This is a genomic window from Verrucomicrobiota bacterium, from assembly GCA_039027815.1.
In the GTDB taxonomy this organism is placed as follows: Bacteria; Verrucomicrobiota; Verrucomicrobiia; order Verrucomicrobiales; family JBCCJK01; genus JBCCJK01.
Genome location: JBCCJK010000013.1, coordinates 1 through 25,677 on the forward strand (window position 1 = coordinate 1; position 25,677 = coordinate 25,677).

26 protein-coding genes are annotated in these 25,677 nt (G+C 57.2%); 3 read left to right on the forward strand and 23 right to left on the reverse strand.

Features of this window, described 5'->3' with window-relative positions; translation table 11 throughout:
• Positions 1-1,087 (forward strand): hypothetical protein (locus tag AAF555_05300; GenBank protein ID MEM6910982.1); only part of this gene is annotated, 1,087 nt, incomplete at its 5' end.
• Positions 1,088-1,090: 3 nt separating this feature from the next.
• Here the strand turns inward: AAF555_05300 and AAF555_05305 are convergent.
• From AAF555_05305 to AAF555_05410, 22 genes are all read right to left on the reverse strand, one after another.
• Positions 1,091-1,561, reverse strand: coding sequence for a rhodanese-like domain-containing protein (locus tag AAF555_05305; protein MEM6910983.1), 471 nt, complete (start codon positions 1,559-1,561; stop codon positions 1,091-1,093).
• 115 nt (positions 1,562-1,676) lie between these two features.
• Positions 1,677-2,402 (reverse strand): DUF1573 domain-containing protein, encoded by a 726-nt coding sequence (locus AAF555_05310; GenBank protein ID MEM6910984.1) that lies wholly within the window; start codon positions 2,400-2,402, stop codon positions 1,677-1,679.
• Positions 2,378-2,824 (reverse strand): DUF420 domain-containing protein, encoded by a 447-nt coding sequence (locus tag AAF555_05315; GenBank protein MEM6910985.1) that lies wholly within the window; start codon positions 2,822-2,824, stop codon positions 2,378-2,380. The genes AAF555_05310 and AAF555_05315 overlap by 25 nt, the downstream gene beginning before the upstream one ends.
• Positions 2,825-3,520 carry an SCO family protein gene (locus AAF555_05320; protein ID MEM6910986.1) on the reverse strand — a complete coding sequence of 232 codons (696 nt, stop codon included), beginning with the start codon at positions 3,518-3,520 and terminating at the stop codon, positions 2,825-2,827. It abuts the gene before it with no gap.
• 13 nt (positions 3,521-3,533) lie between these two features.
• The gene (gene cyoE, locus AAF555_05325) at positions 3,534-4,430 is read right to left on the reverse strand and encodes a heme o synthase (protein MEM6910987.1); all 897 of its coding nucleotides are present in this window, start codon (positions 4,428-4,430) and stop codon (positions 3,534-3,536) included.
• Positions 4,427-5,395 (reverse strand): COX15/CtaA family protein, encoded by a 969-nt coding sequence (locus AAF555_05330; protein MEM6910988.1) that lies wholly within the window; start codon positions 5,393-5,395, stop codon positions 4,427-4,429. The genes cyoE and AAF555_05330 overlap by 4 nt, the downstream gene beginning before the upstream one ends.
• Positions 5,396-5,469: 74 nt before the next feature.
• Positions 5,470-6,228: a cytochrome c oxidase subunit II gene (locus tag AAF555_05335; GenBank protein ID MEM6910989.1), complete on the reverse strand. Its 759-nt coding sequence runs from the start codon at positions 6,226-6,228 to the stop codon at positions 5,470-5,472.
• Positions 6,229-6,258: 30 nt separating this feature from the next.
• Complete coding sequence (locus tag AAF555_05340; GenBank protein ID MEM6910990.1) at positions 6,259-6,417, reverse strand: hypothetical protein; 159 nt, start codon at positions 6,415-6,417, stop codon at positions 6,259-6,261.
• A 48-nt stretch (positions 6,418-6,465) separates the two neighbouring features.
• Entirely contained in the window at positions 6,466-6,684 is a 219-nt protein-coding gene (locus AAF555_05345) for a hypothetical protein (GenBank protein ID MEM6910991.1), read from the reverse strand.
• 36 nt (positions 6,685-6,720) lie between these two features.
• Entirely contained in the window at positions 6,721-7,044 is a 324-nt protein-coding gene (locus AAF555_05350) for a cytochrome C oxidase subunit IV family protein (protein MEM6910992.1), read from the reverse strand.
• A gap of 14 nt (positions 7,045-7,058) precedes the next feature.
• The gene (locus AAF555_05355; GenBank protein MEM6910993.1) at positions 7,059-8,468 is read right to left on the reverse strand and encodes a cytochrome c oxidase subunit 3; all 1,410 of its coding nucleotides are present in this window, start codon (positions 8,466-8,468) and stop codon (positions 7,059-7,061) included.
• Positions 8,469-8,491: 23 nt separating this feature from the next.
• On the reverse strand, positions 8,492-10,360 hold the full coding sequence (locus AAF555_05360; protein MEM6910994.1) for a cbb3-type cytochrome c oxidase subunit I: 1,869 nt from the start codon (positions 10,358-10,360) through the stop codon (positions 8,492-8,494).
• Between the two features lie 42 nt (positions 10,361-10,402).
• The gene (locus AAF555_05365) at positions 10,403-11,176 is read right to left on the reverse strand and encodes a cytochrome c (GenBank protein MEM6910995.1); all 774 of its coding nucleotides are present in this window, start codon (positions 11,174-11,176) and stop codon (positions 10,403-10,405) included.
• A gap of 63 nt (positions 11,177-11,239) precedes the next feature.
• The gene (locus tag AAF555_05370) at positions 11,240-11,920 is read right to left on the reverse strand and encodes a cbb3-type cytochrome c oxidase subunit II (GenBank protein MEM6910996.1); all 681 of its coding nucleotides are present in this window, start codon (positions 11,918-11,920) and stop codon (positions 11,240-11,242) included.
• Position 11,921: 1 nt separating this feature from the next.
• Positions 11,922-13,412: a cbb3-type cytochrome c oxidase subunit I gene (locus tag AAF555_05375; protein MEM6910997.1), complete on the reverse strand. Its 1,491-nt coding sequence runs from the start codon at positions 13,410-13,412 to the stop codon at positions 11,922-11,924.
• Between the two features lie 11 nt (positions 13,413-13,423).
• Positions 13,424-13,906, reverse strand: coding sequence for a hypothetical protein (locus AAF555_05380; protein MEM6910998.1), 483 nt, complete (start codon positions 13,904-13,906; stop codon positions 13,424-13,426).
• Positions 13,907-13,923: 17 nt separating this feature from the next.
• Positions 13,924-15,255 carry a hypothetical protein gene (locus AAF555_05385; GenBank protein ID MEM6910999.1) on the reverse strand — a complete coding sequence of 444 codons (1,332 nt, stop codon included), beginning with the start codon at positions 15,253-15,255 and terminating at the stop codon, positions 13,924-13,926.
• Positions 15,256-15,276: 21 nt separating this feature from the next.
• Entirely contained in the window at positions 15,277-15,972 is a 696-nt protein-coding gene (locus AAF555_05390; GenBank protein MEM6911000.1) for a cytochrome c, read from the reverse strand.
• Positions 15,973-15,990: 18 nt separating this feature from the next.
• Positions 15,991-16,545: a DUF3341 domain-containing protein gene (locus AAF555_05395; GenBank protein ID MEM6911001.1), complete on the reverse strand. Its 555-nt coding sequence runs from the start codon at positions 16,543-16,545 to the stop codon at positions 15,991-15,993.
• 24 nt (positions 16,546-16,569) lie between these two features.
• Complete coding sequence (nrfD, locus tag AAF555_05400; protein MEM6911002.1) at positions 16,570-18,015, reverse strand: NrfD/PsrC family molybdoenzyme membrane anchor subunit; 1,446 nt, start codon at positions 18,013-18,015, stop codon at positions 16,570-16,572.
• A gap of 9 nt (positions 18,016-18,024) precedes the next feature.
• Positions 18,025-21,483, reverse strand: coding sequence for a TAT-variant-translocated molybdopterin oxidoreductase (locus tag AAF555_05405; protein ID MEM6911003.1), 3,459 nt, complete (start codon positions 21,481-21,483; stop codon positions 18,025-18,027).
• A 29-nt stretch (positions 21,484-21,512) separates the two neighbouring features.
• Positions 21,513-22,211, reverse strand: coding sequence for a cytochrome c3 family protein (locus tag AAF555_05410; GenBank protein MEM6911004.1), 699 nt, complete (start codon positions 22,209-22,211; stop codon positions 21,513-21,515).
• Positions 22,212-22,390: 179 nt separating this feature from the next.
• Between AAF555_05410 and proB the strand changes: the two genes are divergently transcribed.
• Both proB and AAF555_05420 read left to right on the forward strand, forming a co-directional pair.
• The gene (gene proB / locus AAF555_05415; GenBank protein MEM6911005.1) at positions 22,391-23,197 is read left to right on the forward strand and encodes a glutamate 5-kinase; all 807 of its coding nucleotides are present in this window, start codon (positions 22,391-22,393) and stop codon (positions 23,195-23,197) included.
• A 33-nt stretch (positions 23,198-23,230) separates the two neighbouring features.
• A complete protein-coding gene (locus AAF555_05420) occupies positions 23,231-24,514 on the forward strand; it encodes a glutamate-5-semialdehyde dehydrogenase (GenBank protein MEM6911006.1) in 1,284 nt (427 codons plus the stop codon).
• Positions 24,515-24,901: 387 nt separating this feature from the next.
• Here the strand turns inward: AAF555_05420 and AAF555_05425 are convergent, their stop codons facing one another.
• Complete coding sequence (locus tag AAF555_05425; protein MEM6911007.1) at positions 24,902-25,675, reverse strand: hypothetical protein; 774 nt, start codon at positions 25,673-25,675, stop codon at positions 24,902-24,904.
• Positions 25,676-25,677: the final 2 nt, after the last annotated feature.

The following is a 25,677-nucleotide window of genomic DNA, read 5'->3' on the forward strand; positions in this document are numbered from 1 at the left end:
CCCCCCCACCGCAGCCGCCGCAGCGGTCAGACCGCCCAAGCCCAAGGGACGCGCGGGCAAAGCTCTCTTGAGCTTCCTCGCGCTTGGCCTCCTGGGGGGCACTGGCTACTACCTTTGGGCCAGCCAAGAACAGCCCGACTCCCCTTACGTGAAGCAGATTGACGAATGGCTGGGGATGATCCCCCCCATCAGCGGTTCTAGTGAACCCGACCCAGAACCGTCCGCGCCTGAACCGGAAGTCACCTCACCTGAAGAACCCGTCGAAGAGGAAGTCGCTTCGCTTGGCCCAGAGCCGTCTGAGGAAGTCATGGTCGCCGACGTGACGGAGAACGACCCGGAAACTCGGGAAAGTCCCACGCCCGAGCCAGCAGCCGAAGCAGACCTCTCTTTTGAGGACTCCGAAATCGTAGAAGCCGAAGCGCGCGATTTTCTTCTGGAAGCGCCCAATCGCTTTCTCGACGAATTTCTCCAAGGTCCGACCAATCTGGAGGAGCGCGCCCCCTATTTTGACATCGCCTTGACTCCCGAGCTGCGGAGCCTTCTGGCCGAAACGCCCCTCGCCCGGCCGCTCACCACCCTCCGGCATGACTACGTCGATCTTTTTGGCGAAAAAGGGAGCCGGGAATTTTTCTATCTCTTTCGCGAGAATGGCAGTCGCTTCTTTGATGAAGAGGCCGAGCGCGATCCCATCCTGGTCCATGTCTATGAAGTGGGGGGCCAATTGAAATTCAATCTTCGCGCCTTTCTCCAGGCCTACCAGGGTTCGGCCGAGCAATTCACCAACTCCTCGACCGATCGCACGGAGCGATTCTTCGTCATCGCCAACCGCTCCAGCTCTCCTTCGACCGAACTAGAAAACCCCGACCAATGGATGGCCTTCCGCTTCTCGCTCTACCATAATGGCCCGACCGTGGCCTACGCCTTCACGCTGAAAGATTCGGACCTCGGGAAAAAAATGGCGGATGACATCCCTTGGATGTCGAGTCCTTGGAGCATGCCCAAGCCCATCGTGGTGGAATTGGCGACTGATGAACGCCACGGCTTCCTCAAAGTGCGAAACTACTTCGAAGGCTGGCGCAAGCTTTGATCGCTAGCGGGCTTGCCAAGCCTCCCAACCGTTCGCCAAAACATAGACCTCGGCCGTCGGAATCACTCCCTCGTCCATCAAATCCTTCAGCCGGACGGCCACTCTCCCGCTGGCATCGCAGGAATCCGAGGCGCAATAGACCACCACCGGTCGATCTTCCGCCAGCGACCCCGAGGCCATCAATTCAAAAAACGACTCCTCCCATGAGACATCGGACGCTTCCGAAAGAAGAAACGAATGGGGAACATGCCCTTCCTCGAATTCCTTTTTCGATCTCGCGTCAATCCACGTGACCCCGGACCCGCTCTCCCAAGAGAGCGCCTCCTCCACCGAAACCTCGGGAATCCCATGAAGCGAGGCCGTGCTCCCGTAGAGGAAAAGCTGGGAAAGTCGCGCATCCAAGAAAAAGGCCGTCACTCCCAAGAGAGCCACCACAAAGACGATCACGCCAAAATCTCGCAGCAGATTTTTCATATTCTCTGACCGGGGCAGGGGGGAAAGTGGCCGTCTCCGTCCCGGAGCCGGCCCAGGCAGGACCGACCCGGGGAGCGGATCTTGAGAGCCCGCTGCAAGGACCCTGAAGACTCGCTCACCCTCCCCCTCCTTCCTGCTCTCCCATCCCAACCGGCTGATCAGTCGGTGGATGCACCCGGAAGTAGGCGAGCGCTTGAGAAGATTTGGACTTAGCGAAGTCGGTTTCAATCTTCAGCAGGCCGTAAAGGACCTGGTCGGTGGAATCCGGCAAAAGATGAATGCGATACCGTCGGCCCTCTTCCACCACCTCCACCCGATGCTGAAACCCCGGCCGGGATGACTGGATGCCCTCTGCCAGCAACCCAGCCTGATGCGTTTCCGCCACCTCCACTTGGAAAGACTTCTCTTGCAACGGATCGCCTTGAGCCCACTCGAGGATCTTGGGAGAGATACGGAGCAGCTTGGGAATCTCGGCCCGAATGCGCAACCTGATCTCCGCCTGGGTCGAGGAGTTGGTTCGCACCGAGATGGACTTCTCCACCAAGCCGGAAAAATTGGCATAGCTGAACACCACCTCGATCGCCCCCGTCTCCCCCGGCCCCACTTCCAATCTCCGCCACTTGGGCAAAGCCAGACAGCCGCAAGAACCTACGATCTTCTCAATCACGACCGGTTCGGAAGACCGATTGGCATACGGAAAAGAGACAGGGATTTCGGTCTCAGAAAGATCGAGCTGTGGCTCCACCAGCGTTCGCTCGAAGACCAAGCCATCCCCCGAAGCCATCGCGAGATCCGCGAGCAGCCAACCGGCCGCAATCAGGAAGATGTTTCGGGAAACCATTGATAAAGGAAAAAGTAAATCAGCACTCCAGTGACCGAGACATAATACCACATCGGGAAGGTCCAGACAGCAATCTTCCGATGCCGGGCGTGATCCCCTTTGAGCGCCCGGATCATAGTCATCAAAATCATGGGCACGATGGCCATGGCCAAGATGAGGTGAGAAATGAGCATGGTGTAATAAAACACCCGCCAAAACCCTTGGCCGGCAAAGGTGGTGTTCATGTCCAGTCCCGCTGCCTGTTTCAGGTATTTGTGAAGGAGATATCCGACCAGAAACACGGCCGAGACGCAGAAGGCGGAGATCATACACCGCCTGTGGCCTAGCTTGCGCCCCGTCTTGATGAAGTAAAAGCCGAGGGTCAGCAAGATGGTGGCGACCGTGTTGAGACCGGCGTTCCAAGCTGGGAGAAGCTCGATCATCTAGCCTCTTTTCGCGTCCACCGCTTCCACCACTAGAGAATTCAAATCCCGCCGCAGCCGAGCGTAGGGATCGTCTTTCAGTCCGTCGATGTGAATGGAGTAACCGTCTCCGCGAAGATTCCCGGCGTGGTCCACCAATCGGATGCTCAAGTCGTGGGCGATGTCGTTCTCATCTTCCTCATTTCGCACCGGCCTGGAATAGCGGAAATACTTGAAGAGATAATCGTAAAGCTCCTCCGCACTGCCCGTCAAAAACCACCAATTCGGCTTGGCAGCCTCTTGCATCTCGACCCAATCCTTGAACTCATCGGGCGTGTATCGAATGGGATCCACCTGGAAGGAAACAAAATGCACGTTCGGGTTCTCGCCAAACTCGGAATACAGCTCAAGAAGTTGCGCCACCACCGTGCCACAGCCAGTTGGGCAATAGGGATAGATGTTGCTGACGACCAGGACCTTTCCTTGGAGGTCTGACACTTGGACTGTTTCCCCGGAAACGGCCTCCGTCAGTTCGATGCTTTTTTCAATTCGCTCCCGGTAGGCCAGCCGAGGGTTGGCCTGCTCGTTCTGGAACCGGATGAGATAATTCCAAGCCACTAGGAACCCCAGGACGATCACAATGATGATCGACCAGAGTGTGATGGGAAAGGCAGCGGCGCCCGCCTGTTGGGGAGTTGGAGATTCGGTCTCGTTCATGGTCGTGAAGTATCTACGAAAGGGGCCCGCGCCAGGCGACGCCGTAAAGAATCAAGGTGGCCGGCATGTAAAGAAGCGTGGCAAAAAAGAGCTTTCGTGCGGAATCCAAACTCGGTTTTTGGCGAAAGGCCCAGCCCAAAACCAGGAGGACCAAAGCCAGCGCCGCTCCCAGCCCCACCCCCCACCAAGCCATGAAGCCGTAGACCCATGGCAGAGCGTTCAAAAGTAGAAGCGGAAGGGTGAAGGCCAACATCAACCCGGAAGTGCGCTGGCCGTCCTCATCCCCACATGCCCACATGCGAAAACCGGCCCGCTCATATTCTGCGCGATACATCCAGTTGATGGCCAGAAAGTGCGGCATCTGCCAAAAAAAGAGCAGGGCGAAGAGGAACCAAGCCTCCACGGTGTAGCCCTGCCCAGCGGCCACCCAGCCAATCATCGGAGGGATCCCACCCGTGACTGCTCCCACCACCGTGTTGAGGGGGGTTTTTCGCTTGAGGGGCGTGTAGACAAAGACATAGATCGCCAAAGTCAGGGCCGCCAAAAAGGCGGCCTGAGGATTTTCCGGCACCACCATTTGACCCAAGTGGACAATCCCAAAGGCCGCCAGAAGCCAGCCTAAGACAAAAGCCCCCACTCGGGGCAGTCGATTCCCCACCAAAGGACGATCCTCCGTCCGCTTCATGCGAGCGTCCGGCTCGATTTCCAATAGTTGATTGAAAATGGCGGCCGCGAAGGCCGTCGCCAAGGTCCCGAGGATGGTGTGGAAGAGGGTCCAGCCGCTCCAGCTGAGGTTCGAACCAAACCAATACCCAGCTAAGGTGGTGAAGACGACCAGGAAGCTCAAACGGAACTTCACCAGCTCCATGAGGTCTTCTCCCAGACCCAATTTTCGCGTAGCCGACCTCATGCGGGCTGCAGGATAGCGGAAGCTTGGCTCGACCGCATGCGGAGGAAGAGTTGGAGGAGGAAGAGATACTGGAGGGACAGCAAGACGACCGCTCCGATGAGGTGCAGCACCTGCGCGGCCGGTGGCAAGCCGCCATAGGCCAAGGAGATCCCCACCACGACCTGAAAGACCACCGACAAGAGAATCCAGAAAGGCAGCCGCGCCGTGTTCTCCACCTGCTCCCGGCCCGCAAACCACCAGAGGGCCGCCGCTAAAATCAAAACGAGCCAGGAAAGCGAGCGATGAAGGTGGTCCACGAAGCCCACCTCCTCCAGCCGCTCCTCTCGCGGAATCGGGTGGCTGACCTTGGCCATCATTTCCAGGGATTCCCGCACCTGGGATCCCAAAACCAGTTGGGCAATGGAAACCCCAAAAAGCAAAATCACCAACCAACGCAGGCGGAAGAGCGGTCCCGCATCGACCTCGCAAGCGAGCGCTTTGTCGTTCGCCACGTAGGTCACCGTCAGGAGCAGGCACAAAATGATGACCGCCAAAATCATATGGAGAGTGATGACCCCCGGGGTCAGCCCGGACTTGACCACCTCACCCCCGAGCCACGCTTGGACCAGAACCAACAGCAAGGAGAGGAAGGCCCCCGTGAAAACCCAGGGCTTTTGTTTCGCGAGGAATCCCGCCGCAATGGCTGTGGCCAAAACCAAGAACCCAATGGCCACTCCGATCAGACGATTGACATACTCGATCCACATCTTGGTCGCGTTGAACTGCGCCACATCATACTGGGAGGCATCGATCGCCTCCACCCCACTCGGAGGCAGCCACAAGCCCCAGCACTTCGGCCAATCAGGGCAGCCCAAGCCCGCGCCCGAGGCCCTCACCAGGCCGCCCACGAAAATGAGGAACAAAACCGCCAAGACCGTGGTCACGGCCAGCTTCTGAAACCAGGAGATGTTTTTCTCAGACGACATGCAGAAAAAGAACTACCCACCAAAACTACGGCAGGCTCTGCCCGAAAGTCTTGCAAAAAACACCCGCCACCTACCTAGGCGTCGGTCGGAGCCTCGGGGGCAGGCGCGTATTGCGCGTTCCACTCCTCGCTCGGCATAATCGTCAAGAGATTGGCCATATTGGCATGTCCCCCTCCGCAGAGTTGCCCGCAAATCACGTCGACTGTTCCCAGCTCCACCGGGGTGAACCACATCGGGACGAAGAGGCTGGGATTGGCATCCTGCGCGATTCGCATTTTGGGGATGGCGTAATTGTGAATGACATCCTTGGAGGTAATGTAGAGAATCGCTGGCCGTTCCAGAGGCAGATTGAGAACACCGGACTCGACGATGTCATCTTCGGAATTCGGATCCTCCGGGTCCATGCCGACCGGGTTTTCACTGGTGACCAAGAAAGGATCGTGTCGGCCAAATTTCCCATCGGGGCCGGGATACTGATAGAGCCAGCCATACTGGTAGCCATAAACCCGAACACGGACCGTATCCTCGGACTCCGGAAAATCGTTCACGCGAACGGCCCACAGCGGGAAGGCAAAACCCAGCAAAAGCATGGCTTCCACCACGATCACTCCCACCTCAAGGTGGCTCGAGGTGTGGTTTTTGACCCCGCCGTGATCGGCCTTGGGATTCCGACGCCGGCGGAACCGGATGAGCGTGTAGACGAAGAAAGTGGACCAGCCAACAAACAGCGCCAGCATGAAAAGATGCAACATGGCTAGCATGTGATCGATCATGGGGCCGTGCTCCGACATGGGAGGCGGCATCCCCATCCATTCATTGATCTTCTGAAACACGGTCGGTCAGCTTGGGGTGTGAAAGGAAACTCAGGGGGCCTTGGCCTCGGTGAGCTTGCGGTGTTTTTTGGCTTTGCGAGCCATCCCCACGATGAAAAAAATCAGACCACCGAAAATCACTAGCAGCATAGCCACCATGAAAAGAATGGCGTTCCCCGTGGCAATGTCCATGTGAGTCCCAGTCTTCATGCAGACCGGGCAGGCGAGGAGAGAAAACAGGTTAGAGAGCATACTCTTTTAGGAATTGTTGGTGATGATTTTCGAGGACTTTTTCCAAAGGAACCAAATGCCGTAGCTGCCCAAGCTTCCTCCGATGATGAGGCTGACGGTGCCCATTCCATGAAGAGAGTCTTCGAAGGAAGCTTCGGCCGTTGATGAGAAGCAATAGAGCCCAAAAGCGGTCGAAAGCACGAAGGAGGCGATGATGAAAACGATGTGAAAGTATTTGAGCGACATCAGTAAGAGTTACGCGTGAGACCCAAAAATCGCTGGTCAGTAGTCGAAGTTCAAGTCTTGGCCGATTCCGGTCCACATGTCAGCCCAGAGGGTCAGAAAGAGCATCCCGATGACGAAAACGACACAAAATCCGAGCACCCAATAGATCAGCTTTTTCTCGGAAATCAAGTGCATGAAGTAGAGGGCCACCAGAGTCGCTTTGAAAGCGGCAATCAGCATCCCCACCGTCAGGTTGAGGGCGTGATTGCCCAAATCGACGAAATACATCGCCACCGTGATGATGGTGAAGATGAAGAGAGTGAAACCAATCAGAAGAAAGGTTTTGGTCTGTTTCTTGATTTCTTCCGGGCTGCTGGCCATGAGGGGGAGATCGGTCAGAGAAGATAGAGGAGGGGGAAGAGGAAAATCCAGATCAGGTCCACCAAGTGCCAAAACAATCCAGTGGCCTCCACCCGATTCGCCATCCACTCGGGATTCTTATCGTAAAACTTCTTCCCCACGAAGAGAAGGTAGGCGAAGACCACCGCGCCACCGATCACGTGCAGTCCGTGCAGGCCTGTCATGGTGAAGTAAATCGCGTAGTAAGTGTTTTTGGCGGGGCCGTAGTTCGAGAAGAACCGGAGACCATCCCGTGGCACCTCCACCACCGGATGAAGGGCGTGGTCGTCTCCCTCGGCTGCCTTGCCCCCGATCCCGTAGTCCGCCTCGGGCTGGCTGCCATAATCGGACTCCTGGCCGTCTTTCTTTTTGGCGTATTTCTCAAATTTTTTGACAACGTAGGCTTCCCAACGCGGCTTGACCGCCCCCTCTTCCACGAGGGACTTTTTGACGTACTTTTTGTGTTTTTCCCAGAGCTCATAAAGCGCAGGGAAATTCTTGAGGTAAGACTTTTCGATTTCGATGGCGTCGGCGGTGAAAGTCTCCAGATCGGTGGCTTCCCCGCTGGTGGCCAATCGTTGGAGGTCAATCTTGTCGATTGCCATCACGATCGGGCTGTCGATCTCTTCTCCCAAAAGCCTCGATCCATCCCGCAAGGTGTAGGTATCGCCTGTCCGCTTGGCCACCTCAGATGGCTTCAGGACCACTTCCTCCCCGCCAAGATCGAGAGTGAGAGTGGTGCGAATGACCGAGGGCGCAAACAGGGCTGGCTCGGTCCGATCCTCTTTTTCGGCCTCCGAAAGAGCCTCCCAAGCCCGTCTCTCCTCCTCCCAGATCAATTTGGCAGCCGCACGATCCTTTTCTCGCTTGGCCTTGAGGGCCTTGGTCTCGACCGGAAAGCCAAGGCCCGAGAGATAGCCAGCGGTTTGTCTCTCTTGCCCATGGCCAGCCTTGATCTGCACGACCAAGGAATCCGCCCGAAACTTCAAGACATTGTCTTTTTTCTCGAGATGCCCCGCGATCTCCACCCCATCCTTAAACCGGGCGGCGTAGTGGGTCAGCTTTCCCTTGTATTCGAAGCTCTTGATCACCATGAATCCCAACGCACACAGGATCGTGATGATGATGTAAATCTGAAACTGGAGCCAACTGCGAAGTTTGAGCGCCGCCCAAGCAAAGACCACCGTGACGCTCGAGAGGATCAAGACGGCGGTGTTGATGGCGCCTGGCCAGATGTCGAGCTCATGGATCGGCCAAGGGTAGTCGGCCCCCATTCGCAAAAAGATGTAGCTTGAGAAAAGGCCACCGAAGAGCATGACCTCCGAGGCCAAGAACAACCAGATGGCAATCTTTGAGTTCCAAAGACCGGTATCAGGCCGGGCGGTGACAGTGTAGGGAATCTCCATATCGCGTCAGGACAAAGAGCCGATCAAACCTTGGCTCCTTCCGGCTCCGGCACCCCTTCCAACTCGGGAACCTCTTCCGGTGCCATCTCACTTTGCGGACTGAAGTCCTTTTCAGCTCCTGGAACGCTGTATTCGTAAGGACCCCGGTAGACGGTGGGAATCTCGATGAAGTTCCCATGCGGGGGGGGAGTGGGTGTTTGCCACTCCAAGGTCGTGGATTCCCAGGGGTTGTCGGATTCAACCTTTTTACCGAAAAACTTGGATCCAAAGACGTTGATGATGAAGGGTAGTTGGGCCGCTGCCATGATCCAGACCGCCCACGACATGAGTTCGTTCAACCAGAGAAGGTATTCAGAATTGGTGTTTTCATAGGCGATCCCACCATTATACCAACGCCGGTGAAAGCCGGCCATCCCTTGGATGAACATGGGCGCGAAGATCACATTGACCGCGATCAAGGAAGGCCAGAAGTGAATGTGACCCAAGAAGTTGCTCATATACCTTCCGGTGATTTTGGGATACCAATAATAGACTCCACCGATCAATCCAAAAAGAATCCCCGGCGCCACCACGTAGTGAAAGTGGCCGATCACGTAGTAGGTGTCGTGGAGGTAGAGGTCGGTTAGATTGAAGGCGAGAGGCAGACCCGTGAGACCGCCGATCCCAAACATCGGGAGAAAGGCACAGGCCCAAACCATCGGCATGGTGAAGCGAATCGACCCTCCCCAAAGCGAGATCAAAAGTGAGGTCAACAAGATGACCGATGGAATAGAAATCAGAGCCGTGGTGGTCTGGAAAAACATACTGACCCCGCTTCCCATGCCAGTGAGATACATGTGGTGAGCCCAGACGATGAAGCTCAAAAAGCCCAGGACGATCACTGAGTAAATCATCGAGCGATATCCCCAAATCGGACGGCGAGTGTTGTTGGGGATGATCTCGGCGACACAGGCAAAGGCCGGCAGGAGAAGGACATAGACCTCTGGATGCCCCAGAAACCAGAAAAGGTGCTGGTAAAGGAGCGGGCTTCCCCCACCCGCATAGTCAAGGAGTTCTCCTCCGACGCTCAGACCGGTTGGCATGAAGAAACTGGTCCCCGCCACTCGGTCCATCAGCTGCATGACGGCGGCCGCTTCCAAGGGAGGGAAGGCCAAGAGCAACAAAAAGGCCGCCACCAGCATGGCCCACACGAAGAAAGGCAACCTCATCCAAGTGAGGCCCTTAGCCCGGAGATTGATGATGGTCACGATCACGTTGACCGAACCGAGGAGAGACGAGGTGATGAGGAAGACCATCGAGAGCAGCCACCAGGTTTGGCCGGTCATCCAGACGTTGAGCACGTCGATGTCCTGAATGGTCGACAACGGCGGATAAAAGGTCCACCCGGTCTTGGCCGCCCCCGTGGGTAGGAAAAAGCTCAGCATCATCATGACCCCACCGATGAAATAGAGCCAATAGCTGGCGCAATTCAGCTTGGGAAAGGCCATGTCAGGCGCCCCAATCTGGAGCGGCATGACATAATTCCCAAAGGCCCCGAAGCCCAGAGGCACCACCGCCAGAAAGACCATGATGGTGCCGTGCATGGCGCCCAGCATGTTGTAGTAGTCGCCAGTGATTTTCCCGTTGGCCAGCCAGTAATCCCGGTTATCGCCCAAAAGGTACTGGAGGAAGCCCGGAAGCGGCTCGTCTGGGTAGGCGATGCTCCAGCGCATAATCATCATCAGGAAAAACCCGATCAAGAGGAAAATCATGGCGGTGATGCCATACTGAATCCCGATCATCTTGTGATCGGTCGACAAAATGTATTTTTGCCAAAAAGGAAGCTCATGATCGTGATCATGATCATGCGCGTGATCTTCCAAGGAGTCCGGTGTGGTGGCTTCAGCGCTCATCGAGTGGTCTGTCTGTGTGAGTGGTTGCTAGCATCGGATGTGTTACTGACCTTCGGCGGCCTCGGACGCACCCTCGTCGCCTGCTCCGACCAGATTTCCGGTCTCCATATCGATCGGCGTTCCCGGCAGCATCTGGCTGTCCGGGATTTGTAGCAAAAGTTCCTGGGTCATCTGCCCACTATACTGCTCCGAAACGGCGAAGGCGGCCTCCGCCATCTCTTCGGTCACGGGGCTGGCTCCTCCTCCAAATTCGGATCGGATGTAGGTCATGACCCCGGCCAACTTGGCTGGTTGGTTGACGGCCGCCGCCTGGCTAGCCATGTTATTGACCCAAGTCTTTCCCATGACCTCGATCGGTCCATTGAGACCGTTCAGAATGATGAGCGCCAAGCGTTCGGTCGATCCACTGACCCACTCCGCCCCCGCCAGAGGCGGAATGTTGCCGCCCGGGTTGCCCGAACCGTTGGGAGCGTGGCAGGCCGCGCACGTAGTGTAAATCTGCTTGCCGGTTGCCATGAGCTTCTCGAGATCCGTTTTTTCGATGACCACGGCCGAGCCGTCATCGGGCCCCTGCGGCACATAGCCGGCCAGACTCAGGGTATCCAGTCCAAAGCCGTTGGTATGAGAACCGAGAAGGGCACCGCCTGCCAAGAGGAAAAGAGAGCAGAGCGCGAAGACCCAGATCGGCATGGGTTGCTCCTGGGTCGTCGGCTCGGGCTGTTCCCGGGCCGTGGCCGAGTGGAAGCGGGTTACGTCGGCATTTTCCGCGTAATCCACTTTTTCACTCGAAGAATCGCTGAGAAGCTCACTACTCATTTCGCAGGCTGGATCGTGATCAGGGAATTGTAGAGAAGGGGTCGGGGGAAGAGAGGAAACAGGTTACTCGCTGGTTTGAGCGGCTAGGGTGGTGGAGTCTAGAAGGGATGCTGGAATGGGCTGATCTTTTCTCAAGGCCAGAAGATAATCGACCAGAGCGACGGCTCGCTCGGTCGGGACAATTTCGAAGCCGTCTTCCGGCTGAAGTTCACCCGGAAACCGTAAGGCTTCAGAGGACGGTTGTCCTTGAATTTTACGCTTCTGGAAGAGGTGGCGGAACCCTGGCATGCTGGACCATTCGACCTCACTCCGAGGGTCATAAAGATGCCGATAATGCCAGGCGCGATCCTGGATCCGCAGTCCGACATTAGAAAGGTCAGGGCCGAGCCGCTGCACCCCGAAGTGAGCGTAGGATTCACCGAGGTAATCTCGCGGACGAGTCGTCCGAATCGTCCCCTCCTCCAAACTTCCCGCCCAGCCTTCCCGCCAGGTGTCGGTTCCCGCATACTCCGGCCGAATGACCTGGGTGTGGCATTGGAAACAGCCCTCTTGGGCATAGACGCGGCTGCCCCCTTCCACCACGGCCATCGTCCGGGCCGGATAGACGCTCTGGAGGGCCTCCTCTTCAATCTCATAAGCCACCGGTGCCAGCCCGGAGAAACCAAAGTGCGGAAAGACAATGAAGAGCAACCAAGGAAGCCCGAAGGTGAGCGTCAGCCCGAAGTAGAACGTCTTGAGATTCATATCAGGCCTGGATGGTCCCTCCCTCGACCGCTGGTTCCTCCTGCCCTTCCACCACCGACTTCAACTTCGAGGGCATCTTTTGGAAAAGGGTCGGCCCCTGATCTGCCTCCGATTTCACGAAAGCCAATTTCACCAAGTGATAGAAATAGACCGCATTGGCTGACAAGAGGAACAGCCAGAGAACACAGCGCATTGCCAGGTAGGACTGGACAAAGTCGTGAGACAATTTCCAAGGCCGATCATAGGCGCCAGAGCCCTGCTGGATTCCCCCGATCACGGTCACAATCAGCATGAAGACCGTGCCATAGGCGTTGAAGAGGAAATGAAAGCCGATCATCTTCCCGGAGACCCATTCCCGGCCAGTCAATCGAGGGACGATGAAGTAGATCGCCCCGAACATCACCATCGTGAAAAACCCATAAAGGACGAGAAATTGGTAGCCGATCTTGGCAATCGTAAATTGGGCGTATTGACTCATCGTGAAGAGAGACATCAAAGCAGCCACGCCCCCGAGCACGGTGAAGGAAATCGTGCCGAAGACGGTGAATCGCAAAGTGGGACTGTATTTCACCAACGCCATCCGTCCCTGCGCCGTCATGTGGTGATTGACCGCGATGACACTGATCGGGATGAGCATGATGAAGGCCGCCGCCGCACTCACCCCGGGCAGCCAGACCGGGAGCGGCCCTCCATTGAGAGCATACATGCCACTCCAACCAGCCAAGACCGCAATGCCCCAGAAACCAATGAAGGAGAGGCTGTAGCTGTGAATGGGCTTGTTGGTGATCTTAGGGATCAAGTAGTAAGCCACGGCCAAGCCGATCGAGCCAAACCACAGGAGAAGCAGATTGCTCTGGTACCAAGCATTGACCGCCGAATTCATGACGGCTGCGCTGGGGAAGACCTCCGTCAAAAGGAGGGCCGTGATGGCAATCCAGGGAAACCAAAAAACGCTCCCCAAAATATACCACATGGAAACGAAGGGCTTTTCATCCCGTCGGCTGCGGAAGATGGCCACCAACTGCCCGCCCAGATAGACCTGGGTCACGATCAAAACCGGCCAGATCCCTATCGGAAATTCCATCAGCTCCATGCCACTGCCGTAGCCGAAAAGGATTCCCAGGAGGCCGAAGCTGACCGTCATGTTCCAAACCCCAGCCGCCACCAGGAGGCTGATCGGGTTGCGAATGGCCACTTTCGAAAGCCGGGCGGTCATCCAAAAGATCACTCCGAAAGCCACGTTGAATCCCCAGCCATAAATAAAGGCTGCCAAGTGCATAGGCTGGAGTCGCCCGTAATTCAAAAGCGAGGTGACATCGAGAAAGCCGGGGAAGACCAATTTGACCGAGGCCCATGCCCCCAGCAAGATCGCCACCACTAGCCAGAGCATGCCGCTCGTGAGAAAGAAAAGCACCGGCCAGCGAGCCGACGCATCCACTTCAGCGCGGAGAGCGGCTTCTTCAGACAAAGGGCTGGCGGTCGATTCACTCATACTCGGTTCGTTCACCCGGCGCTTTCGGGAGAATCATCCAGCTTGCTCGCCTCGGGATCCTCCTCGGTTTCTTCTTCTGGGACGGTTCCCTCGCTTTCGGAGGCCGGTTCGGCAGCGGGAGCCGTCAGTTCTTGTAAGAGTTTGTCGTGGGTGGGTGTTCCGGGCACCGCGTGATCCAACCCGCTCAAAGGAGCGGGCTCCAGGGCGAGGTAATAGGAGCCGGCCAGGTCCATGGCTTGTCCGATAGGCACTTTGACCAGGCCCTTTTCTTCATCGACCCAAGACCAGTCCGCAATATTGGATTGCTGGGTCGCGACCACTTTGGCGAGGTTCTTTTTACCCTCTTGGAAACCAGCGGAATAGCTCGTTTCCTCCTCCAAGCCCAGCTGGTAAATGACGACCGCGATCAAGCCAAAGACCGACACCCCGAGGACGGTCCACCAAAAGCCGGCCAACCGCTTCACAGGATAATCTTCTTGGTTGTTTTGAGCCATCTTCTTTGAGGAAACTTTCAGTTGTGTGCGTTGATTGATTCCAGCAAGCGCGGGTCGCGTCGCGGAAAGAGGCTCTGGCCGGAAAAGGTCCGCAGATAGAAATAGCCCCAGAGGCAGCCCACGGCGCCCAGTGCCACGATGTCGAGAAGGATGGCCCAAGGGATCACAATGCCTTCATAAACCAGCGAGATGGAGCGCTCAGGAATCACGATCCAGTAAAACTCATAAATATGAACAGCGAGGACGTAGATCGCTCCGATGACCAGGAAATCGGGGTTTCGTTTGACCCACGCTCCCACCAATCCCACAAAGGGAATCACAAAGTGGAGCAAAACCAGCCCAATGCTCATGGTGTTCCATCCCTCGGTATTCCGAATCAGAAAGAACTTCGTCTCTTCCGGGATGTTGGCATACCAAATCAGGAAGAATTGTCCGAAGGAAATGTAAGCCCAAAAGACGACGAAGGCGAACATGAGTTTCCCCATGATGTGAAAGTGCTCCACGGAAGTGACTTTTTTGAGGTAACCCGCCTTGCGGAGGAAGTAGAGCGTCACGATCAACATGGCCATGGAACTCAAGGCCGCTTCCGCAAACATGTAGACACCCCACATGGTCGAGAACCAAGTGTAGTCGAGAGCCTTGTAAAAATCGATTCCCGCAAAACTAAAACCCACTCCGAAAATTGCCAAGCCCCAGCAAGACGACCCACGCATTTTGAAAGTCAATTTGGTGCCGCCGACCGTGTCTTGTTTGATCGACCACTTTCGCATGCGGTAAATAATGAGTGAGAGCAGCCCGAAATAGAGGACAACGCGAGTCGTCCACAGGGTGGTGTTCATATAGGCGGATTTCTTGGAGATCAGGTAGTGCTCGGGATTCTTGCTGACCTCAAGAGTGTGCTTGATCTCCTTCATCTTCTTTTTGTCGAAGATCGAGAGCGCATTGCCGTCATGCTCTGCCACGGCACTCCGGTAGGGCTCCATCCACTCCCAAAGAGCGTCCTGCACAGGCGTGAACAAAAACGGAACCGCCAGCACCGCCAGAAACCACATCATGCTGCCCAAGTTTTCCATCAGCCGTCGAATGGCCGTGCCCCAGCCGGAATTGGTGGCGTGGTGCAAAAGGGTCCAAAAAATCCCGCCTGCCGTGATGCTAAAAAACACGCCAAAGCCGAAGAGCCACGAGTAGGCGAACTCCTCACTGGTGGCCGGGATCAGGAAAAAGAGCAAAGACAAGAGGGCCAGGGAGCCCCCCACGACCAACAAGATGAACGAAAATTTCGAGACCTTGGAAGGATCGAAATGTTCGCCATCTTCTGGCAGGTCTTTGACTGAAAAGTGATGTCCCATCTTGCTTGGCTCTCTTGAATCTTACTCCACTGAGGCCTGTTCGGCGCTGTCGAACTCGGGCTTCACCTCGGTGTAAATTGTCCGCTGGCTCTTCTGGAGCGCCCGCAAGTAGGCCACCACCGCCCAGCGATCATAAACATTCAGCTTGTCGCCATACTTGCCCATCAAGCCCTTCCCGTTTGCGATGACATCGTAGAGATACCCATCTGAAATATTCCCCGGCAAAAGTCGCTCCTGGTGAATGCTGGCGATCCCGGCGAAACCCCGTTGGGCGACCACGCTCTGCGCATTCCCGTCGCTCCCGTGGCAGACGGTGCAAAAGACCTCGTAGCGTTCCTGCCCCCTGCGCAAGAAAGCGTCCATCGTGGCATCGCTTAACTCCAGTTCGATTGGCATTCCATCGCCCCAGAAATCTCCGAAGCGCCCCGTGTGATAGTAGTCGGAAAATTGGGTATAGCCCTCGGGCGCGACCTTGCCCTCTTGCGCCAGGCCGGGAGCTTTCACCAGGCCTTGGGGAACGGTCGTTTCAATGGGCCGGCGCGAGCCAACGCCATCGGCAAAGAGGTCGCTGCTGTCTTGGAACTTCACCTTGTATTGGTCGTCCATGTCATTGAACACCATGAAGGGACGGTTCGAATCCTTCGTGCCACGAAAGCCCATCATCCCAACAAAAAGCAGGGCGACCAAGGCGTAGGCGATCAGGAAATTCTTGAGCATAATTGCGTAGCGAGCGCCTTAGACCTCGTCCTCCACTAGTTCGATATCTTGGCCCCCGATTTCCTCGAGAAAGGTGCGGGTCTCTTCTTCGTGAAACTCTCCATCGACCGCTTCGATCGCGATGAACAAGCCATCATCGGTGGCCTTCTTGAACTGGGCTGAGGTGAACAGCGGGTGATTCATATACGGAAGCCGCGTGAATCCCAAGAGACTGAAGAGCGTGGTGAAAGCCGAGAGCAAAATGGTGAGTTCGAAAATGACGGGGAAGAAGGCCGGGATCGTGAAAATGTTGGCGGGCTTGGCCTGGACGATGGTGGGATAAATCACCACTTGAGTGAGGTATTGCAGCAAGATGCCCGTGGCGGTGCCCGCCATGCCGCCGAAGAACACCACCCAGGGAATCTTGGAACGGCTCAGGCCCATGGCGTCGTCCATCCCGTGAATGGGAAAAGGGGAGTAGACATCCCATCGCTTGAAGCCCCGGTCCCGGACCTTCATGGCAGCTTGGTAGACTGCCTTGGGGCTCTCAAAGCGCGCCAGGTAGCCATAAGCTTTTTTTAAGGGTTCACTCACAACAGGGTTCTCCGGCGGATTGGATCAGTAGGTGGAGTTCGGCTCGGATTCGAGGACGGCCACGCCCTCTTCTTCATCGTCCCCCAAGTGCACATTGGCCTCCGGCAGGGTCCATTTGACCTCGGCAATGTTGATACAGGGCAGGAAGCGGAGAAAGAGCAGGAAGAGCGACATGAACATCCCGATGGTGCCGATGAACATCCCGGTATCGACCCAGGACTGCTCATACATTTGCCATTCCCCCGGGAACCACATCCGCGGCAAGGTGGTCACGATGATGACAAAACGCTCAAACCACATGCCCACGTTCACGCACATACAAACACACATCACGAGGAGGAGATTCTTGCGACACGATCGCACCCAGAAAAATTGCGGCGCGACTACGTTGCAGGCCATCATCGTCCAGTAAGCCCAGGCGTAAGGACCGGTGGCCCGGAGAAAGAAGGCGTCATACTCAAACTTGTTCCCACCATACACCAGAGCCACCCACAGCTCCATGAGGTAGGCGTAGCCCACGATGGAGCCCGTCATGACGATGATCTTCGCCATGTTGTCGATGTGCTTCATCGTAATGAGGTCTTCGAGACCGTAGAGCGCCCGGGCCGGAATCATGAGCGTCAAGACCATGGCAAAGCCACCGAAGATGGCCCCGGCCACAAAGTAGGGCGGGAAGATCGTGGTGTGCCAACCAGGCACGACCGAGGTCGCGAAGTCGAAGGACACGATCGTGTGAACGGACAAGACCAAGGGCGTGGAGAGTCCTGCCAGGAGGAGATAGGCCATTTCATAGTGGCTCCACTGCCGATTGCCCCCCCGCCAACCGAGGGCAGCGATGCCGTAGAAAAGCTTGCGGAACTTGCCCGTGGCCCGGTCGCGAATGGTCGCCAGGTCGGGCACCATCCCGAGAACCCAGAAAATGGCCGAGACGGTGAAGTAGGTGGAGACCGCGAAGACGTCCCAAAGCAGCGGGGACTTGAAGTTCTGCCAAATCCAATTGGAGTTCGGGATGGGCGCCAGGAACCAAGCCAACCAGACCCGGCCCACGTGGAAGGCCGGGTAGATGCCGGCGCACATGACGGCGAAGATCGTCATGGCCTCAGCCGCCCGGTTGATGGACGTCCGCCAGTTCTGCCTGGTGAGGAAGAGGATCGCGGAAATGAGGGTGCCAGCGTGGCCAATCCCAATCCAAAAGACAAAGTTCACAATGGGCCAGCCCCACATGGTGGTGTTGCTGTTCCCCCAGACTCCCACTCCGGTGCTGACGAGGTAGGTCAGCCCCCCCACCACTCCGATGGCGGCGATGATGGCCGAAGGGATGAAGACAAACCACCACCAAATCGGCTGCGGCTTTTCGACCACTCCGCAGATCCGATTGGTGATCCAGGACATGGACCGGTTGTTGAGAATGAGCGGCTCGCGAGGGAGCTTCTCAATCACCACATTGGAATTTCCGGAATCGATATACATGAGAAGAAGCTAGTGAATGCTCACGGAGGCGTTTCCGATGTAGGGGGCGTCGGGCATGGAAGGATTGACGTTCTTGATCCGGGCGAGGTAGCTGGTCCGCGGACGGGTGTTGACGTAGGTCAGCAGATCATAATTCCGATTGTGCTTGTTGTGAACCGCTTTGGAGCGGTCCTCGTCCAGCTCCTTGTATTTCCGAATGGGATCGGCGGGATCCAAGAGATTTCCGAAGATGACGCACTCCGCCGGGCAGACTTGTTGGCAAGCCACTTTGAGCTTACCCGTGGGGATGCGAAGGTCTTCCACGCTGATGGCCACTTCCTCCGAGCGCTGGCCGAGGGCCAGGGTCTTCTCCCGAGTGATCTGCTTGCGCTCGATCTTGGCGGCCTGCAAGCGCTGGATGCAGTAGGTGCACTTCTCCATCACCCCGCGCATCCGCACTGTGACATTGGGATTGTTCTGCAGCTGAAGCGTGGTCTCTCCCCGGCCCTCTTTGGAATAGGGGAAAAAGGCCGGAGAGCGGTAGAGCTGATCGAGGGGACGCTTGTTGTAATCGAAGTAGTTGAAACGCCGGGCCTTGTAAGGACAGTTGTTCGCGCAATAGCGTGTGCCGATGCAGCGATTGTAGGCCATGAGGTTGAGCCCGTCTTCGCTGTGGACCGTGGCATTGACCGGACAAACGGTTTCACAAGGGGCTTGCTCACATTGGACACAGGAAACCGGCTGAGGGAGCATTTCCGGATTGTCCGGATCAAAGGTGTTTTTCTTATCGATCGAGAAGTAGCGGTCCATGCGGACCCAATGCATTTCCCTCCCCCGCCGAACCTGTTCCTTGCCTACAATGGGGATGTTGTTCTCAGCCTGACAGGCCAAAAGACAGGCGTTGCACCCCACGCAACTGTTCAGGTCGACGACCATGCCCCACTGGTGCTTGTCGTCATTCAAGAGCGGCTGGTTTTGGGTATCGGTCGACTTGTAAAGATTCACATTGGGCGGGATGTGCGCGTCCATCCCGTCGAGCTGGATCGGTTTGAGCTTCTTGCCATCGCCCCCGGCTCCGCCCGTCCCGTGGTCGTCATACCCCTCCCCCCCTTTCAGCTTATACGTCTTCTTGTAGGTCTCCAGGGTCCGCTCACGGACGAGGGCCCGACCAAACATGCTGTGATGCTCTTGGGTCAGCGCCAGCGGGTAGGTGCGCCCCAGGCTGGTGACCTTGGCCCCCTGCGCGAAGTATTGAGATTGACTGTCCCGCAGGGGGTAGACATTGAAGCCAACGCCGAAGCCCTGCTCATTGTTCGGGCTCTTGCCATCGGCCCCTCGTGCGACACTCCCGCAGTGGGCCAAGTCATGCCCGTAGCCGAGCGAAATCGTGATGGAGTGGTCGGAATGACCGAAGGCCAAAACGGCTGGGAGTTGGAGCTTCCGCCCTTTGATTTCCAGTTCGATGAGGGGGCCTTCGGTGTCGGGACTGGCGGCCGAGTTGGCGGCCCCTTTCGTGCCCGAGTAGGGAAGCTGCTCGGCCCGTTCCGGCATGAGCTGCTCCGCTAAGCCGAGCGCCCGCGCGGTGGCAGGACTTACCAAGGCAGCATTGTCCCAAGTGAGCTTGGAAATCGGATCGGGGGCTTCCTGCAACCAACCATTGTTGACATAGCGCCCATCGTAGACGGAGTAGTCGGTGCAAAAGGTGACCTCGAGAGCGTCGGCCGTGGGGCGATCTTTGAGGTCTTCTTGGATTTGGGCCGGCAGATTGGAAATGGCGGGAGCTTGGGCTTCCAGCGCATAGGCTGACCCTTTCAAGAAACCATCTCGCAAAGAGCGCTCCCAAGCATCGCCGGAAGAGGGCGGATCGCCCACTTTGGTGAGCTCCGCCGCAAAGGTCTCGCGAACCGCCGTGTAAGCCTCTGTCAGCGAGGTATTGGTGGCTTCGGCCAGCGCCTCTCCCGCGAGCAATCCTAGGAATAGCTCTAATTCCGAAACCCCTCCGTAAAGAGGAAGGATCATCGGCTGCATGAGCGAGTAGGTCCCGTAGCCGCTCCGAAGATCGCCCCACGCCTCCAAATAATGAACCCCGGGAACGTTCCAGGTGGCGAGCGCCGCGGTCGCGTTCCGTCGATTGCCTAACTGAATGACCTCCGGCACTTTTTTCTGCGTCTCAGCCCATTGCAAGTCGGCTGGCGCATCGTAGGCCGGGTCTCCCTCGGTCGTGAGAAACAGCGTTTCCACCGCTCCCCCATCGATGTCCTTTTTGAGCTCCGCCAAGGCCCCGAAGGTTTCTGGCTGGGTCTTCACGATGGAGAGGGTCTTGCCGTAGGCGCCCAAAAGTCGATTCATCTCGGCCGCGAGCAGGTGGACTGATTTCGGCTGCCGCGAGCCCACCACCACCAACGAATGCCCGGGGTGAGCGCGGAGGTCGCTCACGCAGGCCTTGACCCACTCGGAGGTTTTCTTGCCAAAGTCGGAGGGCGCCACGATGGCCCCGGTCTCGATCCCCATCTCCTCGGCCAAGAGGACGGCCAACTTGGCGACTTGGCTGGTGTTGATGCGGAAACGGTGATCGGCCATCCCGCCCGTCAGGCTGAAGGCAGACTCGGCCACATAGAGCCGGTTCATGGGAAGGACTTTGTCGCCCTTCTCCGGCTTGCGCATCTTGGCGAAATCCCCCACGGCATCGGTTCCCGTGCGTTCCAGGCCCAGGAAATCACAGTCGAGGGAGAGCACCCGATCTGCCTTGTCGAAATGCGGGAGCTGGCGAGCGCCCGCACCGAAGGCTTCTTCGGTCGCGGCCCAGGCGTTCTCGGGCAAGAGGGCCTCGTAGCGATACCAGCGGCTTTGGGGAAACTTTTTTTTCAGTTGGGCGATGACCCGTTGCCGGGTCGGCGAGGTGCTGTGGCCCACCAGAAAGGCCGCGCCCGCGCCCTGCTTCTCTGTCAGCTCCGAGGCGATCGCAGAAAAAGACTCACCCCACTCCTCGCGGCTGACCTTCTTGCCTTTTCTCCGGAAGTCCTTCGTCCGGTCTGGGTCATACAAATCGAGAATGGAGGCTTGGCCGAAGGAATCGGTGCCTCCCACGCTGTCCGGGTGGAGCGGATTGCCATCGACTTTGGTAGGGCGCCCTTCATGAGTCGTGACCACCAGAGGCGTCCCGCCATCCACCTTCGGCATGGTGGAGGCATAGAAAAGCGGCTTGCCCGGCACCACCCACTCCACGCTTTTGGTGTAGGCCTTAATGAGGTGCTCCGGGCGGCGACAGCCCGTCATGCCAAAGCCAGCCAAAGCCGTCGAAGCGCCCATCAACTGGAGGAAGCTGCGCCGGGAGACCTCCGTCTCCTCCTGCGTCATCTCGGCGGCGCCCCGGGGAAACTCCTGGTCGAGCCACTCCCGAAACTCGGGGGTGTCCTTGAGGTGACCAGGACCTTTCCATGCCTGCTGATCGGATGGCTCCGGTTGCGGCATTTTCCAGTAACGTTTCATGAAGAAGTCAGCGAGCGGAGAGGAGCGCCTCAGTAGTGGCAAGCACCACAGGATTCAGGGGGGACGATGTTCCAGTGTTCTTTCAGGTGAAGCCCGATCTCCCGCTGGGTTTCGAGCTTCTTGCCATCGACCACGATGTTGGCGTTTTCGGGCTTCCAATCGAGGTCGTAGATCGCCTCCAGAGGCCGGAGGTGCTTTTCGGGCTCACGGTGGCAGTCGAGACACCAGCCCATGGTGAGCGGCTCCTCGTGCCAGACCACCTCCATCTCATTGACCTTGCCATGACAACTCACGCAGCTTACCCCGCGGTTGACGTGGGCGGCGTGGTTGAAGTGCGCGTAGTCGGGGACCTTGTGAATGCGCTTCCACTCGATCGGTTTGCCGTCGTAGTTTTCATAGCTCTCATCGACCGCCCGACGAAGCGGCTCCAGCTTGGTGCTATTGGTCTTGACGTGCTGGTGGCAATTCCAACAAGTCTGCGCCGAAGGAATATTCGAGTGGCTCGACTCATCCACATGGGTGTGGCAATACCGGCAATCCATCCCGAGCTGGCCCACGTGGAGCGAGTGATCATACGGGATCGGTTGCTGAGGCTGGTAACCGACCCGGGAGTAGCGAGGCGTCCAGTAATAGCTGACCGCCAAAACCACGCCGCCGCCTATGAGAACCAGGCAAACCGCTAGCTTCAGCGGCAAGAGGTTCGTCCAACGCGGAAAGAAATTCGGCATCTGGCGCTTAATAGACTTTGTGAAAAATTTCACAAACGATTTTGCGCAGTTTTTTGTACAAAAACCGTCTTTGCCGGAGGCGGAGTAAAATGGGGTGTGGCTTTCGCGTGGGAGAGCCTTTTGCCAGGCCCCAAAGAGGTCCATTGACAAGCGCTTGCAACACCCGGACGGCTGCCCGAGTGGATCCTCAAAAAACGCCCCTTCCGGCCCTTCCTCGACGGGTCGTTCTCAAGTTGGGAACGAGGATCCTGACGCGACCCGACGGCGTGGGACTCGACCTCAAAAATCTCCAGGCCATCGTCGCGGCCGTGGTCGGACTCGCGAATCGGGGGGTCGAACTCCTGGTGGTCTCGAGCGGAGCGGTCGGCGCGGGGCTCTTCAGCTACGGAAAAAAGACCCGACCCGAGGACCTGGCAGCCCTTCAGGCGCTGGCGGCCGTGGGGCAGAGCCGCCTTATGCACCATTATGAGCAAGCCTTCCGCCAACACGACTGCCGGGTTGGCCAATTGCTTCTCACCTACCATGACCTCGATTCCCCTGAGCGGCGGCAACGGATCTTGGCCACCCTCGAAGCTCTCCTGACCCTTGGGAAGACCATCCCGGTCATCAATGAAAACGACTCCGTGGCGACCGAAGAACTCAGCTTTGGCGATAACGATCTGCTCTCCTCCCGCGTGGCCGAACTGGTCCAGGCCGACCTCCTGGTGCTCTTCACCAGCGTGGAGGGGCTGCATGCGCCGGGGGCCGAGGGCGACCCCCTGGTAGAGAGCGTTCCCGATGTCACCCGAGTCTTGCACTACGCCCGACAGCATGACGACCCTCTTTCCCGGGGCGGCATGCAATCGAAATTGAAAGCCGTGGAAGCAGCCACGCGGGTCGGCATTCCGGTCGTCATGGCCCATGGTCGCCATCCGGAGCAATTGCCTGCTCTCCTGGCAGGCCAGGGACGGGGCACTCGCTTTTCGGCCCGCCGGACCCCTTCTTGAATCTTGGCGGGAAATGGCTACCCTTCCCGCCCCATGTCGAGCCGCCCCAGCCCATCTTCCCCTCTCGAACAAGAAATTGAGGAAATGGGACGCCGGGCCCGCCAAGCGGCCTTGCGCTTGCCGCTTTGCTCGACCGACTCCAAGAATGCCGCCTTGCTCGCCCTGGCCGAGGCCATCGAGGCAGAACAGACCGCCATCCTGGCGGCCAACGAAATCGACCTCGCCGAGGGCCAGTCCAAGGGCCTCAGCGCAGCGATGATGGATCGACTGGCCCTCGATCCTCAGCGACTTCGAAAAATCGCCCAAGACGTCCGTGACATCGCCCAACTCCCCGACCCGGTGGGCGAAACGCTCGAAGAGTTCACGGGAGCAGATGGCATAGAGATTCGCAAAGTGCGCGTCCCCATAGGAGTGGTAGGCATCCTCTATGAAAGCCGACCCAACGTCACCTGCGACGCCGCCGCACTCTGCCTTAAATCCGGCAACGCCACCATCCTCCGCGGTGGCAAAGAAGCCATCCACAGCAACCGGGCCCTGGCGGCCGCCCTCCAGCGTGGCCTGGAAGGAACAGAAATGCCTACCGACGCCATCCAATTGGTGAGCCATACCGATCGGGAATCCGTCCGTCACCTCTGCCAGCTCAGCGAGTTTCTCGACGTCCTCATACCCCGGGGCGGTCAAGGGCTCATCCGCGCCGTCACCAGCATGGCCACCATGCCGGTTCTGAAACACTTCGACGGCATCTGCCACATGTACCTGGACGCCTCCGCCGACCCGCAAATGGCAGTCGACCTCGTCGACAACGCCAAAACCCAACGCCCAGGCGTCTGCAATGCCTTGGAAACTCTCTTGGTCGATCAAGCTGTCGCCCACAGTTTTCTCCCGAAGATTGCGGAGCGGCTCTGGGAAAAAGGCGTGGAACTCAGGGGCGACGCCGCCACCCGGGAAATTCTTGGCTCGAAAATCATCCCGGCCACCGAGGAAGACTGGAGAACGGAATACCTCGCCCTCATCCTCTCCATCCGGGTCGTCGATGGCTTAGACATGGCCGTTGAGCACATCAATCGATATGGCTCCCGCCACAGCGACGCCATCGTCTCGACCGATCCGAAACGTGCCGCCCTTTTCCAAACGGCCGTCGACTCCTCGGCCGTCTTCTGGAACACCAGCACCCGCTACAACGACGGCGGCTGTTTCGGCTTCGGAGCCGAAATCGGCATCAGCACCGACAAACTCCACGCCCGAGGGCCCTGTGGGCTGAAAGAATTGACCAGCTACAAGTATCTCGTGAAAAGTGAAGGGCAAACCCGCCACTAGCAACCAGCCTCTCCACTCTTCCTCTTAAGATTTCCTTTTCTCCGTTAAATTCTTCAACCGTCTGCACTCAGCCCAGACCAATGACCTAAGAAGGGTATCGCACCATCAGCGATGCGGAGGCTAATACAGAGGGCTGGAAATAAGGAGCGAGGAGCCTACAAGAGGCCCGAACTATGGCCACGAAAATAAGAACTCCTCCCAAGGGGCGCCCGCATTCTCCCTCCCACCGAGGAGGGCTACGCACAGCCCAGAGCAACGGACTGTTCCACTAATTTTCAGATAACCCGACCTTTCCATTCACCACCTAATCTCATTCTGAAAAGCTGCCCTATGATCAAAACATGAAAAATCCTGACCAACTCAGTTAGGCCTTTGTCGGCAAAAGACCTACCCCTGGCTTGCCTTCCATGCCTGATATTTTTCAACGACATCCGCAGGAGCTGACAAAGGCTTATCCAGCTTGGCATACTTGAAAGTGTAACTCGTTATACCAATGGTAAATTGGAGAGGCAATTGAGTCTGAGCGTCCAAAACTAGGCGAGACGGCCTCAGGTCCAGCCCTGCGATATAATCAGCTTCAGCTTCCTCCCGAGTCATCGATTCTCCACTTTCCTTTGCATCCAGCATCAATTCCTTGATATACCTCTCCATGAGCCTCAAGTCCTCCTTGCTGAGGTCAGCTAACGGGTCATCGGCAGGGTCACGTTCGAAAAGAAATACCAAACGACCTTCCACTCTATCAACCGAGACATAATCATCGAGTGTGATATCTTTGACGACCTCGAAAGGGCGCAGCGATGAAGACCCTACAGCACGGAAAAACGCAGCGCGCCTGAAATCATTAGACTCAATCACCCGTATCTCGGCATTTTCAAAGGCCCAAAATTCCTGCACAGCCCCACTCCCATACATTTTACGGGAAAGAATTTGGCTCCCATCTCTCACATACAAAATGCGATCCAAGGAGTTTGACTGACTTGGCCTCCTCTCTCCGCGATATGTCACCAAGACGGCGCACTGATATTTATCCGGTAGTTCACTGATTAAGGGAATTTTTGGCCTGGGTAGCTCAGCTGATTCTTGAGCCAATGCACCAATGCTAAGCAACCACAAGGACACTGCCATCACCGAGGAGAGGTTTTTTAAGCTTCGGAAGTTCATAT

What these genes read in the sequence shown, in the direction of transcription:
- AAF555_05375 (MEM6910997.1), bottom strand. Translation starts at nt 13,412, where the DNA reads ATGAGTGAATCGACCGCCAGCCCTTTGTCTGAAGAAGCCGCTCTCCGC.
- AAF555_05305 (MEM6910983.1), bottom strand. Translation starts at nt 1,561, where the DNA reads ATGAAAAATCTGCTGCGAGATTTTGGCGTGATCGTCTTTGTGGTGGCT.
- AAF555_05320 (MEM6910986.1), bottom strand. Translation starts at nt 3,520, where the DNA reads ATGAACGAGACCGAATCTCCAACTCCCCAACAGGCGGGCGCCGCTGCC.
- AAF555_05310 (MEM6910984.1), bottom strand. Translation starts at nt 2,402, where the DNA reads ATGGTTTCCCGAAACATCTTCCTGATTGCGGCCGGTTGGCTGCTCGCG.
- AAF555_05345 (MEM6910991.1), bottom strand. Translation starts at nt 6,684, where the DNA reads ATGTCGCTCAAATACTTTCACATCGTTTTCATCATCGCCTCCTTCGTG.
- cyoE (MEM6910987.1), bottom strand. Translation starts at nt 4,430, where the DNA reads ATGAGGTCGGCTACGCGAAAATTGGGTCTGGGAGAAGACCTCATGGAG.
- AAF555_05390 (MEM6911000.1), bottom strand. Translation starts at nt 15,972, where the DNA reads ATGCTCAAGAATTTCCTGATCGCCTACGCCTTGGTCGCCCTGCTTTTT.
- AAF555_05350 (MEM6910992.1), bottom strand. Translation starts at nt 7,044, where the DNA reads ATGGCCAGCAGCCCGGAAGAAATCAAGAAACAGACCAAAACCTTTCTT.
- AAF555_05380 (MEM6910998.1), bottom strand. Translation starts at nt 13,906, where the DNA reads ATGGCTCAAAACAACCAAGAAGATTATCCTGTGAAGCGGTTGGCCGGC.
- AAF555_05315 (MEM6910985.1), bottom strand. Translation starts at nt 2,824, where the DNA reads ATGATCGAGCTTCTCCCAGCTTGGAACGCCGGTCTCAACACGGTCGCC.
- AAF555_05360 (MEM6910994.1), bottom strand. Translation starts at nt 10,360, where the DNA reads ATGAGCGCTGAAGCCACCACACCGGACTCCTTGGAAGATCACGCGCAT.
- AAF555_05405 (MEM6911003.1), bottom strand. Translation starts at nt 21,483, where the DNA reads ATGAAACGTTACTGGAAAATGCCGCAACCGGAGCCATCCGATCAGCAG.
- AAF555_05410 (MEM6911004.1), bottom strand. Translation starts at nt 22,211, where the DNA reads ATGCCGAATTTCTTTCCGCGTTGGACGAACCTCTTGCCGCTGAAGCTA.
- AAF555_05370 (MEM6910996.1), bottom strand. Translation starts at nt 11,920, where the DNA reads ATGAATCTCAAGACGTTCTACTTCGGGCTGACGCTCACCTTCGGGCTT.
- AAF555_05420 (MEM6911006.1), top strand. Translation starts at nt 23,231, where the DNA reads ATGTCGAGCCGCCCCAGCCCATCTTCCCCTCTCGAACAAGAAATTGAG.
- AAF555_05340 (MEM6910990.1), bottom strand. Translation starts at nt 6,417, where the DNA reads ATGAAGACTGGGACTCACATGGACATTGCCACGGGGAACGCCATTCTT.
- AAF555_05355 (MEM6910993.1), bottom strand. Translation starts at nt 8,468, where the DNA reads ATGGAGATTCCCTACACTGTCACCGCCCGGCCTGATACCGGTCTTTGG.
- AAF555_05330 (MEM6910988.1), bottom strand. Translation starts at nt 5,395, where the DNA reads ATGTCGTCTGAGAAAAACATCTCCTGGTTTCAGAAGCTGGCCGTGACC.
- AAF555_05365 (MEM6910995.1), bottom strand. Translation starts at nt 11,176, where the DNA reads ATGAGTAGTGAGCTTCTCAGCGATTCTTCGAGTGAAAAAGTGGATTAC.
- nrfD (MEM6911002.1), bottom strand. Translation starts at nt 18,015, where the DNA reads ATGTATATCGATTCCGGAAATTCCAATGTGGTGATTGAGAAGCTCCCT.
- AAF555_05425 (MEM6911007.1), bottom strand. Translation starts at nt 25,675, where the DNA reads ATGAACTTCCGAAGCTTAAAAAACCTCTCCTCGGTGATGGCAGTGTCC.
- AAF555_05385 (MEM6910999.1), bottom strand. Translation starts at nt 15,255, where the DNA reads ATGGGACATCACTTTTCAGTCAAAGACCTGCCAGAAGATGGCGAACAT.